General features: G+C 72.3%; 13 protein-coding genes. 11 read left to right on the top strand and 2 right to left on the bottom strand.

All coding sequences use genetic code 11. The annotated features are described in order from the left end of the window. The 3 genes from AB0J69_RS59770 to AB0J69_RS59780 all read left to right on the top strand — a co-directional run. A partial coding sequence (locus AB0J69_RS59770; RefSeq protein ID WP_364137844.1) for a fumarylacetoacetate hydrolase family protein occupies nt 1-188 on the top strand: 188 nt, incomplete at its 5' end. 35 nt (nt 189-223) lie between these two features. After that, on the top strand, nt 224-3,091 hold the full coding sequence (locus AB0J69_RS59775; protein ID WP_364137846.1) for an FAD-binding and (Fe-S)-binding domain-containing protein: 2,868 nt from the start codon (nt 224-226) through the stop codon (nt 3,089-3,091). A 61-nt stretch (nt 3,092-3,152) separates the two neighbouring features. Beyond that, nucleotides 3,153-3,242 carry a helix-turn-helix domain-containing protein gene (locus tag AB0J69_RS59780; RefSeq protein ID WP_364137848.1) on the top strand — a complete coding sequence of 30 codons (90 nt, stop codon included), beginning with the start codon at nt 3,153-3,155 and terminating at the stop codon, nt 3,240-3,242. 149 nt (nt 3,243-3,391) lie between these two features. Here the strand turns inward: AB0J69_RS59780 and AB0J69_RS59785 are convergent, their stop codons facing one another. Further along, entirely contained in the window at nt 3,392-4,456 is a 1,065-nt protein-coding gene (locus AB0J69_RS59785; protein ID WP_364137850.1) for a helix-turn-helix domain-containing protein, read from the bottom strand. Between the two features lie 76 nt (nt 4,457-4,532). Between AB0J69_RS59785 and AB0J69_RS59790 the strand changes: the two genes are divergently transcribed. From AB0J69_RS59790 to AB0J69_RS59810, 5 genes are all read left to right on the top strand, one after another. After that, nucleotides 4,533-5,450, top strand: a complete 918-nt coding sequence (locus AB0J69_RS59790; RefSeq protein WP_364137852.1) for a proline dehydrogenase family protein — start codon at nt 4,533-4,535, stop codon at nt 5,448-5,450. Continuing rightward, nucleotides 5,451-7,076 carry an L-glutamate gamma-semialdehyde dehydrogenase gene (pruA, locus tag AB0J69_RS59795; RefSeq protein ID WP_364137854.1) on the top strand — a complete coding sequence of 542 codons (1,626 nt, stop codon included), beginning with the start codon at nt 5,451-5,453 and terminating at the stop codon, nt 7,074-7,076. Between the two features lie 324 nt (nt 7,077-7,400). Next, nucleotides 7,401-8,372, top strand: a complete 972-nt coding sequence (locus tag AB0J69_RS59800) for a GlxA family transcriptional regulator (RefSeq protein WP_364137856.1) — start codon at nt 7,401-7,403, stop codon at nt 8,370-8,372. A gap of 4 nt (nt 8,373-8,376) precedes the next feature. Further along, nucleotides 8,377-9,000 (top strand): DJ-1/PfpI family protein, encoded by a 624-nt coding sequence (locus AB0J69_RS59805; RefSeq protein WP_364137858.1) that lies wholly within the window; start codon nt 8,377-8,379, stop codon nt 8,998-9,000. Between the two features lie 128 nt (nt 9,001-9,128). Next, nucleotides 9,129-9,305: a hypothetical protein gene (locus tag AB0J69_RS59810; protein WP_364137860.1), complete on the top strand. Its 177-nt coding sequence runs from the start codon at nt 9,129-9,131 to the stop codon at nt 9,303-9,305. A gap of 161 nt (nt 9,306-9,466) precedes the next feature. On the opposite strand, the gene AB0J69_RS59815 is transcribed toward AB0J69_RS59810, so the two are convergent. Continuing rightward, nucleotides 9,467-10,054: a winged helix-turn-helix domain-containing protein gene (locus tag AB0J69_RS59815; protein ID WP_364137861.1), complete on the bottom strand. Its 588-nt coding sequence runs from the start codon at nt 10,052-10,054 to the stop codon at nt 9,467-9,469. Nucleotides 10,055-10,122: 68 nt separating this feature from the next. Here AB0J69_RS59815 and AB0J69_RS59820 point away from each other — a divergent pair, with 68 nt between their 5' ends. The 3 genes from AB0J69_RS59820 to AB0J69_RS59830 all read left to right on the top strand — a co-directional run bounded on the left by AB0J69_RS59820 (nt 10,123) and on the right by AB0J69_RS59830 (nt 13,288). After that, a complete protein-coding gene (locus tag AB0J69_RS59820) occupies nt 10,123-11,370 on the top strand; it encodes an MFS transporter (protein ID WP_364137863.1) in 1,248 nt (415 codons plus the stop codon). Nucleotides 11,371-11,428: 58 nt separating this feature from the next. After that, the gene (locus AB0J69_RS59825) at nt 11,429-12,235 is read left to right on the top strand and encodes a serine/threonine-protein kinase (protein WP_364137865.1); all 807 of its coding nucleotides are present in this window, start codon (nt 11,429-11,431) and stop codon (nt 12,233-12,235) included. 147 nt (nt 12,236-12,382) lie between these two features. Then, nucleotides 12,383-13,288 carry a hypothetical protein gene (locus AB0J69_RS59830; RefSeq protein WP_364137867.1) on the top strand — a complete coding sequence of 302 codons (906 nt, stop codon included), beginning with the start codon at nt 12,383-12,385 and terminating at the stop codon, nt 13,286-13,288. Nucleotides 13,289-13,526 lie beyond the last annotated feature (238 nt).

The following is a 13,526-nucleotide window of genomic DNA, read 5'->3' on the forward strand; positions in this document are numbered from 1 at the left end:
CGTACGTCATCGTGCACCACCTCAGCCAGTTCATGGTCCTGGAACCCGGCGACCTGATCAACACCGGCACCCCACCCGGCGTCGGCATGGGCCACGACCCCCAGATCTGGCTCCAGCCGGGCGACGTGATGGAGTTGGGCATCGAGGGCCTGGGCGGCCAGCGCCAGCAGGTCATCGGCCCCCGATGACGCGTGCGGCCACGACGAACGAAGAGAGCACGAGCGTGAACCACCATGAACCGCGGCGGCTGACCGCTCCGGCTCCCGACGTTCTGGCCGCCGTGGAGGCGGCCGTGCCGGGGATCACCCGATCGCGGGTGAGCGACCGGCTCGGCATGGCCCACGACGCCTCGCACTACCTGCTCACCCCGCAGGCCGTGCTGGTGCCCGAGAGCGCCGGGCAGGTCGCGGCGCTGCTGCGGACCGGCCTGGCGCTGACGTTCCGCTCGGGCGGCACCAGCCTGAGCGGGCAGGGGGTGAGCGAGCATCTGCTGGTGGACACACGCCGGCACTTCCGCGAGATCGAGGTGCTGGACGGCGGGCAGCGGGTACGGGTGCAGCCGGGCGCGGTGCTCCGGCAGGTCAACGCCCGCCTGGCCCCCTACGGCCGCAAGCTCGGGCCCGACCCGGCCAGCGAGTCGGCGTGCACGATCGGCGGCGTGGTGGCCAACAACTCCAGCGGCATGACCTGCGGCACGCACGCCAACACGTACCGGACGCTGGAGTCGATGACGGTGGTGCTGCCCAGCGGCACCCTCATCGACACCGGCGCCCCCGACGCCGACGAGCGGTTGCGCGCGCTCGAACCCGCGCTGGCCGAGGGCCTGGTCAGGCTGCGCGACCGGGTACGCGGCAACCCCGACTCGGTGCACCGCGTCCAGGTGCAGTTCTCGCTGAAGAACACCATGGGCTACGGCCTCAACAGCTTCCTCGACCACGACTCGCCCGCGCAGATCCTCGCCCACCTGGTCATCGGCAGCGAAGGCACGCTCGGCTTCGTCGCCGAGGCCGTGCTGCGCACGGTGCCCGCCCACCGGCTGGCCGCCACCGGCCTGCTCGTCTTCCGCACCCTGCGGGAGGCGATGGCCGCCATGCCCGATCTGGTGGCGGCCGGGCCCGCCGCGATCGAGCTGCTGGACGCCGAGTCGCTGCGGGTGGCCCAGAGCGACCCCAAGGCCGACGACCTGCTGCGTACGCTCACCGTCGCCGAGCACGCCGCGCTGCTGATCGAATGGCAGGAGTCGGACCCCGACCTGCTGACCGCGCGCGAGCAGGCCGCCGAGGGCGTCTTCGCCCAGCTCAAGACGGCCGCGCCGGCCCGGCTGAGCAGGGACGCGGGCAGCCGGGCCGGGCTGTGGCACATCCGCAAGGGCCTGTACGCCTCCGTCGCCGGCGCCCGCCCCAGCGGCACGACGGCCCTGCTGGAGGACGTCGCCGTGCCCGTCCCCGCGCTGGCCGACCTGTGTGACGACCTGACCGCGCTGTTCGCCGAGCACCGCTACGAGCGCAGCGTCATCTTCGGCCACGCCAAGGACGGCAACCTGCACTTCATGCTCAACGAGCGCTTCGCCACCGACCTCGACCGCTACGCCGCCTTCACCGAGGACATGGTGACCGCCGTCCTGGAGCGGGGCGGCACGCTCAAGGCCGAGCACGGCACCGGCCGCGTCATGGCCCCCTTCGTCCGCCGCCAGTACGGCGACGAGCTGTACGAGGTGATGCGCGAGGTCAAGCGCCTGTGCGACCCGGCGGGCACCCTCAACCCGGGCGTCGTCCTCACCGACCACGACGACGCCCACCTGCGTGACCTCAAGTCCGTCGTCACCGTCGAGCCCGAGGTCGACCGGTGCGTGGAGTGCGGCTACTGCGAGCCCGTCTGCCCCAGCCGCGACCTGACCACCACTCCCCGCCAGCGCATCGTGCTGCGCCGCGAGCTCGCCGCCGCCGAGGAGGCGGGTGACCACGAGCTGGCCCGCGGGCTGCGGGAGGAGTACGGCTACGACGCGGTGGACACCTGCGCCGTGGACGGCATGTGCGCCACCGCCTGCCCCGTCGGCATCAACACCGGCGACCTGACCAAGCGCCTGCGCGCGGAACGGCACGGCCGCGCCGCGCAGCGGGGCTGGAAGACGGCCGCCAAGCACTGGGACGGCGTCACCAGGGCGATGAACCTCAGCCTGGACACCGCCGCCGCCACCCCGCCCGCTCTCCCCGAGGCCGCCAGCCGCGCCGCCCGCGCGATCGTCGGCTCCGAGACCGTCCCCCAGTGGACCCGAGACCTGCCGCGCGGCGGAACCCGCCGCCGGCCGGCCCCGGACCCCGGAGCCGAGGCGGTCTACGTCCCGTCCTGCCTGAACACCCTCTTCGCCCCGGCCGACGGCGGCCCCGGCGTGATGGCCGCGTTCGCCCGGCTGGCCGAGCGGGCGGGCGTGCGGCTGCACGTGCCCGAGGGCATCGGCGGCCTGTGCTGCGGCACGCCCTGGTCGTCCAAGGGGTACGCCGACGGTTACGAGGTGATGAGCGACCGCGTCCGCGACGCGCTCCTCGGGGCCACGGACGGTGGCCGCATCCCGGTCGTCAGCGACGCCGCCTCCTGCACCGAGGGCTTCCACCGTCTCGTCGCCGTCGCCTCCGCCGGAACAGGTGCCGGAGCAGGTGCCGAAACAGGTGCCGGAGCAGGTGCCCGAGCAGGCGCCGCGCCCGTCCTCCAGGTGCTGGACGCGGTCGCCTTCACCGCCGAGCACCTCCTGCCCCGCCTCCGGGTGGAACGCCGCCTGCCCTCCCTGGCCCTGCACCCCACCTGCTCCTCCACCCGCCTGGGCCTGGACGCCGCGATCATGCGGATCGCCCAGGCGGTCGCGGACGAGGTGGTGGTCCCCGACGGCTGGCAGTGCTGCGCCTTCGCCGGCGACCGCGGCCTGCTCCATCCTGAGCTGACCGCCTCGGCCACCCGGGCGGAGGCCGCCGCCGTACGGGCCGGGGAGTTCGCCGCGCACGCCTCGGTCAACCGCACCTGCGAGCTCGGCCTGACCCGCGCCACCGGCAAGCCGTACCACCACCTGCTCGAGCTCCTCGACCGCGCCACCGGCTGAGAACGCGGCCACGCTCGGTTCCGTATTACGCGCCGGCATTCCATCACGCGGAACTGAAGGAGTGAGCAGTGGCCGAGTCACGCTCGACGAGCTCGCCAGCCGGCTCGGGCTGCCCAAGAGCTCGCTGCACCGCCTGCTCGCCGTCATGTGAGCGGCCACCGGCCCGAACACCTCGTGCCCGCGGTGTGATGGCCGCGCCCGGTCGCGAACCCCCGCATGTGAAGGGGGGCGGCTCGGCGCGCGTGAGGGTCGCGGTCATGCCGGCCCCGGCACGAGCTTGAGCGCGTCCGCAGGGACCGCTCAGGCGTCCAGGTTGCGCAGGTGGGCGGCCTTCAGACCCAGGTGCACGGCCAGGCGGTCGTCGCCGTCGGACAGGTCGCGGTGCGTGAGGCGCTCGGCCTTGCCCAGCCGGTAGTAGAGCGTCTGGCGGTGGATGCCCAGCTCGGCGGCCGTCTTCTGGACGTGGCCGCCGAGGTCGAGGTAGACCTCCACGGTGTGCGCCAGCTCGGCGTCCAGCGCCGTGGTCTCGGCGGCGAGCTCGCGCAGGTCCGCCTGGCCGAGCCGGGCCAGCAGGCGGTGCACGCCCAGGTCCTCCCAGCGCGCGATGGGGGCGTGGCGCGGGAAGTGCTCGGCGATGCGCAGGGCCTGGCGGGCCTCGCGCCAGCTCAGCCAGGCGTCGGCCGGGTCGGCCCTGGGCGCGCCGATGCCGGCGGCGGTGCCGTACGCGCTCTGGACGGTCTGCGCCACCTCGCCCGCCAGGTGGGCGGGGGCCAGCAGGGCGACCGGCGAGCCCGGGCGGGCCACGACGCCGCGCGGGAGCGTCCAGAGGGCCGCGACGCGCTCCTGCGACTCGCGTACGGCGATGGCCGCGACCGGGCCCGGCACCTCGATGGAGGCGCCGGCGCGCTCCTCGGGATCGGCGGAGAGCAGGGCGCGCAGGCCGCGCCCGAGATCCTGCCTGCTCCTGGCCTCCTGGGCGAGCGCCGCGGCGGCCCTGGCCACGAGCGGCGCGGCGGCCCGCAGGGTCTCGTCGGTCAGCTCCCCCGAGTCGAGCAGCCACAGGTAGCCGTAGGTGACGTCCGCGTGGCGCAGCGGCCAGCACACTCTGGCCAGGACCTTGAGCTCGGCGTCCGCGGGGATCCTGACCGGGCCGCTCGCCCGGGCGATGCCGTAGCGCTCGAAGTATTCGCGCACCTCCCCCGTGGCGCGGCGGCGCAGGATCGACTCCTGGCGGACCGTGTCGATGTCACCGTGCTGCGCTCCGTAGGCCAGCAGCCGGAACGAGCGGTCCTCCAGCGTCGCGGACGCGCCCAGCCGGGCGGCGATCTCGTCGACGATCTCTTGTAGGTCAGCCGAGTTGTGCATTTGTACGACAGCCTGCCACAACCGGCGTTACGCCCGTCGATGGCCCCCTCTGAGCTGCGTTTTTAGACTTGGCAACATGCTGGGTCAACTGCTGCTCACCGCTTCGAGGAGCGGTGTCGTACGCCGCTCCGTGTCAGGCTTTCCGCTCACCAAGAAGGTCGTGCAGCGGTTCGTCGCGGGCGAGAGCGTCCAGGAGGCCCGCGCCGCCATCGAACGGCTGAGCGACGCCAAGCTCGCGGTGACCGTCGACCACCTCGGCGAGGAGACGCTGGACGCGCGGGCCGCCGAGGACACCGCCAACGCCTACATCACCCTGCTCCAAGCGGTCAGGCCGCTCGATCTCGGGACCAGGGGCGAGGTGTCGGTGAAGCTGTCGGCGGTCGGGCAGCGGCTCGACGACGCCATGGCGCTCGAGCACGCCCGCGAGATCTGCGCCGCCGCCGCGGCGAACGGCTCCACCGTCACGCTCGACATGGAGGACCACACCACCGTCGACTCGACGCTGTCCATCCTGCGCAAGCTGCGCGAGGACTACCCGGCGACGGGCGTGGCGATCCAGGCGTACCTGTTCCGCAGCGAGCAGGACTGCCGCGACCTGTCGGACGAGGGCTCCCGCGTCCGCCTGGTCAAGGGCGCCTACCGCGAGCCCGCCTCCGTGGCCCACCAGGGCAAGTCCGACGTGGACAAGGCGTACGTGCGATGCCTGCGGATCCTCATGGCGGGAAAGGGGTACCCCATGGTGGCGACGCACGACGACCGCATGATCGCGATCACGGAGCTGCTCGCCGACCGGTTCGGGCGGACGATCGGCGACCACGAGTTCCAGATGCTCTACGGAATCAGGACCGACCGGCAGGAGGCCCTGGCCGGGGCCGGCCACACGGTCCGCGTCTACGTCCCCTACGGCGACGACTGGTACGGCTACTTCATGCGCCGCCTCGCGGAGCGCCCCGCCAACGTCGCCTTCTTCCTTCGTGCCCTTGGGGGTAAGTAAATGGATGCCATCAGCAACGTGCCCGTGCCCGCTAACGAGCGCGTGTACGGCTACGCGCCCGGCAGCGCCGAGCGGGGCGCGCTGGAGGACCGCATCAAGGAACTGGCCGGGTCGTCGCTCGACCTGACCATGACCATCGGGGGCGAGCAGCGCCTCGGCGGCGGCGCGACCATCGACGTGGTGCAGCCGCACAACCACGCCTCCGTCCTGGGCCGTACCAACGACGCTACGGCCCAGGACGTGCAGGACGCCATCGCCGGCGCGCTCCAGGCGGCGCCCGCCTGGCGGGCGCTGTCGTTCGACGAGCGGGCGGCGATCTTCCTGAAGGCCGCCGACCTGCTGTCGGGGCCGTGGCGGGCGACGCTGAACGCGGCGACCGTGCTGGGCCAGTCCAAGTCGGCGCAGCAGGCGGAGATCGACTCGGCCTGCGAGCTGATCGACTTCCTGCGGTTCAACGTGGCCTACGCCCGCCAGCTCTACGCCGACCAGCCGGTCTCGTCGCCGGGCGTGTGGAACCGGATGGAGTACCGGCCGCTCGAGGGCTTCGTGCTCGCGATCACGCCGTTCAACTTCACCGCCATCGCCGGAAACCTGCCGACGTCGGCCGCCCTGATGGGCAACGTCGTCGTCTGGAAGCCGTCGCCGACCCAGCAGTTCGCCGCGCACTTCACGATGCGGCTGCTGGAGGAGGCCGGGCTGCCGCCGGGTGTGATCAACATGGTCACCGGCAACGGGCAGGCCGTCTCCGAGGTGGCGCTCGGCCACCCGGCGCTGGCCGGCATCCACTTCACCGGCTCGACCGCGACGTTCCAGCACCTGTGGAGCACGGTCGGCGCGAACATCGCCTCCTACCACGGCTACCCGCGCCTCGTCGGGGAGACCGGCGGCAAGGACTTCGTGCTCGCCCACCCGTCGGCCGACCCGGCGGTGCTCTCGACCGCGCTGGTCAGGGGCGCGTTCGAGTACCAGGGCCAGAAGTGCTCGGCCGCGTCGCGGGCGTACGTGCCGCGCTCGGTCTGGAACCGCATGCGTGACGACTTCGTCTCCGTGGCCGAGTCGCTGACCGTGGGAGACGTGTCGGGCGACCTGTCCACGTTCATGGGCGCGGTCATCGACGGGCGGGCCTTCGCCAAGCACAAGGAGGCGATCGACCGGGCGCGGGCGGCGTCGAACATCGACGTGCTCACCGGCTCGTACGACGACTCCACCGGCTACTTCGTCAAGCCGACCATCCTGGAGTGCGCGGACCCGACCGACGAGATCTTCGTCAAGGAGTACTTCGGGCCGATCCTCGGCGTCCACGTCTTCGAGGACCGCGACTACGACACGGTGCTCGACCAGATGGAGGGCATCGCCCCGTACGCGCTGACCGGGTCGATCATCGCCCAGGACCGGTACGCGATCGCCGCCGCCTCCGAGCGGCTGCGCTTCGCGGCGGGCAACTTCTACGTCAACGACAAGCCGACCGGCGCGGTCGTGGGCCAGCAGCCGTTCGGCGGCGCCCGCGCCTCCGGCACCAACGACAAGGCCGGCTCGATCTTCAACCTGATCCGCTGGGTGAACGCCCGCACGATCAAGGAGACGTTCGTGCCGCCGACCGACCACCGTTACCCGCACATGGGCTGATCACCTGCGCCCATCGTCGGCGAGAGCCCCCGGTCCTGCCCCCGGGGGCTCTCGGCGTTTCCCGCGGCACAATGGCCGCGTGATCGATCATCACCGCGACGTCCTCCGGCGGTACGGATGGCTGAAGGACCGGCCGCTGATCTTCGTCTCGGCCGGCGCGGGGGCCTGGGCCTGTTCGAGTCCGGCCACGGTTTCGTCATCCCGGACGAGACCGGCTGGACGCGGACGAGGAACCCGCGGTCGTCCTCGACAACGCCGGGACCTGACCCATGGCGTAATGTGCAATGTTCGTGTCGTTGACGCCAGCACAGGCCCGCGACCAGCATGGAAGGCGTGCAGCGACGTGTCCTGATCGTCGTCTTCCCCGGCTTCCAGCTCCTGGACATGGCCGGTCCGGCCGACGTGTTCGCCACCGCCGCCCTGTTCCGGCCCCGCGACGGCTACCGGGTCGAGCTGGCCGCCGTGCGCGCCGGCGCGGTGCCCGCCGGGAACGGCGTCACGGTCATGGCGGCGGCGCTGTCCGAGGTCACCGGGCCGATCGACACGCTGCTGGTGGCCGGCGGGCTGTCCGTGCCCGAGCAGCTGGCCGATCGGGAGCTGGTGGCGGGCATCGCCGCGCTGGCCGCGGGCGCGCGCCGGGTGGCGTCGGTCTGCAACGGCGCGTTCCTCCTGGCCGAGGCCGGGCTGCTGGACCACCGGCGGGCCACCACGCACTGGCTGGTCGCGGGCGAGCTCCAGAGCCACTACGAACGCGTCGAGGTCGACGCCGACCCCCTCTACATCGAGGACGGCGACGTCTGGACCTCCGCTGGCGTGCTGTCGGGCGTGGACCTGGCGCTGGCGCTGGTGGCCAGGGACCACGGGCACGCGCTGGCCAGGGACGTCGCCCGTGGCCTCGTGGTCTACCTGCACAGGCCGGGCGGGCAGAGCCAGTTCAGCACTCCGATGCGGGCCATGACGCCGCGCAGCGAGCCGCTCAGGGAGTTGCAGGCCTACATCGACGCGAACCCGGCCGCCGACCTCAGCGTGCCCGCTCTCGCCGCGCGCGCCGGGATGAGCGAGCGGCACTTCTCACGCGTCTTCACCGAGCAGACCGGCCTGTCCCCCGGCCGGTACGTCGAACGCAGCCGGGCCGACACCGCCAGGCGGCTCCTGGAGGTGACCGGCCTGCCCCTGGAGTCGGTCGCCAGGGAGTCGGGGCTCGGCACGCCGGAGACGCTCTACCGCGTCTTCCGGCGGCACTGGCGGATCTCGCCGGGCGACCACCGGCGCCGGTTCCAGTCCAAGGAGAGGTAAGCCCATGCACGTCGCCATCCCGCTCTATCCCCGGTTCACCGCGCTCGACGCGGTGGGGCCGTACACGGTGCTGGCCTTCGCGCCCGGCTGGACGGTCACGTTCGTCGCCGCCGAGCCGGGGCCGGTCGGCGACGACCGCGGCACGCTCTCGCTGACCGCCACGGCCTCGTACGCCGACCTGCCCGCGCCGGACGTGATCGTGGTCCCGGGCGGCCCCGGCACCCTGGACGCCCTGTCCGACGAGGCCCTGGTGGGCTGGATCAGGCAGGCGCACGAGCGCACCCGGTGGACGACCTCGGTGTGCAGCGGCTCGCTCCTGCTCGGTGCCGCCGGATTGCTGTCGGGCGCGCGGGCCACGTCCCACTGGGCCATCCTCGACCTGCTCAGGACGTACGGGGCCGAGCCGGTGACCGAGCGGGTGGTCACGGAGGGCAGGATCGTGACCGCGGCGGGGGTGTCGGCGGGCATCGACATGGCGCTGACGCTGCTGGCGCAGGCGACCGACCCCGAGACGGCGCAGAGCGTGCAGCTCGCGATCGAGTACGACCCGCAGCCGCCGTTCTCCTGCGGCTCGCCGAAGACGGCCCCGGAGGGCATGGCCGAGCGCGCCCTGAGCCTGATCAGCTGACAGCTCGCGCGAGGAGCGGCAGGCGCCCCCGTCCCTCCAGCCCGGGACGGGGGCGCCGCCCGTCCGAGCCCTGTGCCCGGCGGGCCCGGAGGCGTGTCAGCGATCCTGGACGTGCGAGCGGCCTGCGGGTGAACGCCGCGCCGGCGAACGGCCTGCTGGTGAACACCGTGCGGGTGAACGGCCTGCGGCTGATGTCCGTGCGGGTGAGGCCCGGCCCCTCCTGCCGCACCCGCTCCCGGGCGAGCCCCCGCCTGCCGCCCGATGAGCTGCCCGTGACGTCGTGGAGCGTTCCAGCAGGCCGGTGACGGCACCTCGCCGCGCGCCATGGTGGACTCCTTGGCCGTCGCCCGGAAAGGGCCGGGTTCCGATCGAGGACACTATGGGCTCGGGTGAAGCCCTGGCCTCAGGGCGGGGCCCAGGGAAATCCCTAGGGTGCGATCGCGGCGGGCCACCCTGAGCCGGGGCCTCAGCGCTCGGGCGTGACGCCCACCGGCAGGACGTCGAAGTGCACGACCACGTGCCCGGCCGACTCCGGCGGCTCCGCCCTGCCGTCCGACAGCGCCCGGTAGCGCTCCAGCACCTCGAAGACCTGGTCCCGCATGGCGGCGGTCTCCTCCGGCGTGAGCCGCAGCGACCGGCGTCCGAACGCGGCGGCCTCAACCCAATCCTCCGGCGCCCCGGCCATCTCCTCGCGCCACCGCGCCAGCTCGGCTCCGCGCCGGCGGACCAGGTCGTCGAGCAGGTATTCCATCGCGCTCGCCGCCTCCGGGTCGGCGGGCGGCTCGCCGTAGGAGAAGCCGCCGGGCGTGATGCGCCAGAACTTCTCCTTCCCGCGCCCCATCCCGGCCGCCACCTCGATCATGCCGTGCTTGGCCAGCTCCCTCAGGTGGTAGCTGGTCGCCCCGGTGTTCTGCCCGAGCAGGCCGGCGAGCCCGGTGGCCGTGGCGGGGCCGCGCTCGTCCAGCAGCTCGTAGATCCGCAGTCGCAGCGGGTGAGCGAACGACTTCAGCGCGTTCGCGTCAAGCGTCCGGGCGGAAAAGCTCTTGATCTGCATCGTTGTGCAAGCCTATCTTTGCAAAGAAACCTGTGCACACTTTCCCTTACACACTATCGGAGTCAGCCATGGCCGGTCTTGGGCGATCATTCGGATTCCTGTGGGCCTCCACCGGGATGTCCAACCTGGCGGACGGCGCGCTGAAGATCGGCGCGCCGCTGCTGGCCGTGTCGATGACCCGCTCCCCCACCCTCGTGTCCCTGGTGGGGGCCGCGGCCACGCTGCCGTGGCTGGTGCTGGCGCTGCACGCGGGCGCGGTGGCCGACCGAGCCGACCGCCGCCGCGTCATGGTGCGGGCCAACCTCGCCCGCGCCGCGATCCTGACCGCCGCCATGCTCCTGGCCGCGCTCGGCCTGCTCGACCTGTGGCTCCTGCTGGCCGCCGTGCTGCTGGCCGGTGCGTGCGAGGTCTTCGCCGACCTCTCCGCGCAGTCCATCCTGCCCATGACCGTCCCCCAGGAGCGCCTGACCAGGGCGAACGGCCGCATTTCCACCGCCCAGATGATCGGCAACGACTTCGTCGGCGCGCCGGCGGCCGGCCTGCTCGTCGTGGCCCTGCCCGCCGCCGTCATCGGCGCCCCGGCCCTCCTGTACGGCGCCGCGGGGCTGCTCCTGCTGGGCATGCGCGGCACGTACCGCCTGGCCGCCCTCGCGCGGCGCCGCCCGATGCGCGCGGACATCGCCGAGGCGCTGCGCTACCTGTGGTCGCACCGGGTCCTGCGGAGCCTGGCGATCACGGCCGGCCTGCTCAACCTGGCCAACTCCGCCTACTTCGCCGTCTTCGTGCTGTGGGCGGTCGGCGACGGGTCGCGGATGGGGCTGGAGCCGGCCGGGTACGGCCTGATGACCACGGCCTTCGCGGTCGGGGCGGTGCTCGGCTCGCTGCTGTCGGGGCGGGCCGCGGCGATGTTCGGGGAGTTCCGGACGCTCGTGGGCAACTGGCTGATCAGCAGCCTGCTGCTCCTGGTGCCGGTGATCGTGCCGTCCGCCTGGGCGCTCTACCCGACGGCCGTGCTGTGGGGACTGGTCGGGGCGGCGGGGAACGTCCTGGTGATCTCGCTCAGGCAGCGGCTGATCCCGGCCGAACTGCTCGGCAGGGTGAATTCGGCATACCGGCTCGTCGGGATGGGCGGAATGCCCCTCGGGGCGGCCCTGGGCGGCGTCGTGGCCGAGTTCGTGGGCATCGGAGCCGTCCTCGTCGGCGCGACGGGAGTATGTTTGGCGGGAGTCGGACTGGTGTGGCGCGCCTTGTCGGATCGAATTTCTGGGCCTCTGACCAGCGAACCTACACTTTCCGACATATCCAGATCACGTTAGGCACCCTATAGCTGGTGCTGAGGTGACATGATTATCCCCCGGAGCTTGAGGGGATGGTATGCGGGAGATCGGCGGACGGTACCTCCTGAATGAGGAGGCCGGTCGTGGGGGTATGGGAGTCGTCTGGCGGGCGTTCGATCAGCTCCTCCACCGTACGGTGGCGCTCAAGGAGCTGACCTTGGCCGGTGAGGCCGAGATGGTGCGCCGCCGGGTGCTGCGTGAGGCGCGGATGGCCGCGGGGCTGACGCATCCCAACATCGTCACGGTGCATGACCTGATCGAAGAGGGCGGCAAGCTCTGGATCGTGATGGAATATCTCGACGGGCTCTCGTTGCACCAGTTGCTCTCCCAGGTGGGCACCTTACCGGCCCAGTCGGTGGCGGCCATCGGGCAGCACCTGCTCGCCTCGCTGCGCACCGCCCACCAGGCGGGCGTGCTGCATCGCGACGTCAAGCCCGCCAACGTCATGCTGACCGGTGACCGGGTGGTGCTGACCGACTTCGGGATAGCGACCGCCGAGGGTGACATCCGCATGACGAACTCGCGCCGGCTGCGCGGCACCCCCGCCTTCATGGCCCCCGAGCGGCTGCACGGGGGGCCGGCCAGCAAGGAGGCCGACATGTGGTCCTTCGGGGCCACCCTCTACAGCGCCATCGAGGGCCAGCCGCCCTATCCCGGGCAGGACGCCGCGACGGTGCTGGGCATGGCGCGCAGCGGCCCCTACCCGCCGCCGCGGCGGGCCGGGGTGATGCGGCCGCTCATCGAGGGGCTGCTGCACCACGATCCCGTGCGCCGCTACACGCCGGAGCAGACGGCGGGGCTGCTGGCGGGAATGCGCGCCAGCGCCTACCAGGCCGCCATCTGACCTGACCGCCCGGACCCGTGAGGTCGCCGCCCGGACCTGCCACCCTGGTTTTCGAGCGCGACCTGGTGAACTGCCAGGCATGCGGACATCCCGCGCCCGCCGCGTACCTCCAATGTCAGCCGCACCCGCCGACCCGGAGGTGTCCTCTTGGGTGACCTCGAGCGCATGCTGCTGAACCTCCGCGGAGCGCTGGCACGTCTGAAGGTCATGCGCTCACTCGCCTTCCTCGCCCTCATAGTGCTGACCGCCTGCGGCAGCGGAGTGGCGGCCGACAAGCCGGTCACGTACGCGGCCGACGCCGTCTCCGTCCTGGAGGACCCCGGCCACGGGCCACAGCTGTGCGCCGCGATGGCCGAATCGCTGCCACCCCAGTGCAGTGGGCCGGACATCGTCGGCTGGGACTGGTCCAAGGTTGAGCACGAGAGCGTCCAGGGTACGAAGTGGGGTCAGTATCGGGTGGTCGGCACCTGGGACGGCTCCCGGCTGACCCTGACCGAACCACCAGGGGCGGCGGTCCAGGGCAGGCCGGAGGAGCACAGGTTCGACAGCCCGTGCCCCGTCCCGGAGGGCGGCTGGCGGCCGGCTGATCCCGCCAAGGCCACCCAGGAAGCGCTCCAGGCGACTCAGCAGCGGCTGCAGAATGAGGAAGCCGTGGGCGGGGTGTGGCTGGACCAGAGCTATCTGGACTCGATCCCCGGCTACGACGGCAGCAAGCGGGAGTGGTCGGAGAAGTACGCCAACGACCCGACCAAGCTGGTGCTGAACGTGAAGTTCACGGGCGACCTGGCCGGCAGGGAGGCGTGGATCCGGGAGAGCTGGGGCGGCGCGCTCTGCGTCAGCCAGGCCCGGCGCAGCCAGGAAACGCTGTGGCAGATCCAGGAGTTCATCGGTGACGATCTGGGCCAGCCCTTCACTTCGACTTCCGTCGACGTCATGAAGGAGCAGGTGGTCGTGGGCGTCTGGGTGGCCAGTGAGGAGCTCCAGCAACGGCTGCGGGACAAGTACGGCGAGGGCGTCGTGCTCCTGCAGGCGGTACTGAAGCCGGTGCAATAGGGAAGCTGTGACCGCTCTGACGCGATGCCGGAGAGTCGACTCGTTGCCGGCGCCCCCAGCCCGGCACGAAGTGTATGCGCCCGCCACCACGACCCTTTGACGGCTTTGCCGCGGTAGACGACGTCGTGACGGCGCGCCGCCACCCACGCGGTGACGGCCTGCTCGACCTTGTCGCGTGATACGCCCGGGTCACTGACAGGTAGTGTCAGTGATATGCGCGCCTCTCGCCTGGTCTCCA

This window comes from Nonomuraea sp. NPDC049709, assembly GCF_040674815.1.
GTDB lineage: Bacteria > Actinomycetota > Actinomycetes > Streptosporangiales > Streptosporangiaceae > Nonomuraea.

Coding starts and splice junctions, on each gene's coding strand:
- AB0J69_RS59820 (WP_364137863.1), top strand. CDS start 10,123: ATGGCCGGTCTTGGGCGATCATTCGGATTCCTGTGGGCCTCCACCGGG.
- AB0J69_RS59785 (WP_364137850.1), bottom strand. CDS start 4,456: ATGCACAACTCGGCTGACCTACAAGAGATCGTCGACGAGATCGCCGCC.
- AB0J69_RS59790 (WP_364137852.1), top strand. CDS start 4,533: ATGCTGGGTCAACTGCTGCTCACCGCTTCGAGGAGCGGTGTCGTACGC.
- AB0J69_RS59800 (WP_364137856.1), top strand. CDS start 7,401: ATGGAAGGCGTGCAGCGACGTGTCCTGATCGTCGTCTTCCCCGGCTTC.
- AB0J69_RS59805 (WP_364137858.1), top strand. CDS start 8,377: ATGCACGTCGCCATCCCGCTCTATCCCCGGTTCACCGCGCTCGACGCG.
- pruA (WP_364137854.1), top strand. CDS start 5,451: ATGGATGCCATCAGCAACGTGCCCGTGCCCGCTAACGAGCGCGTGTAC.
- AB0J69_RS59825 (WP_364137865.1), top strand. CDS start 11,429: ATGCGGGAGATCGGCGGACGGTACCTCCTGAATGAGGAGGCCGGTCGT.
- AB0J69_RS59815 (WP_364137861.1), bottom strand. CDS start 10,054: ATGCAGATCAAGAGCTTTTCCGCCCGGACGCTTGACGCGAACGCGCTG.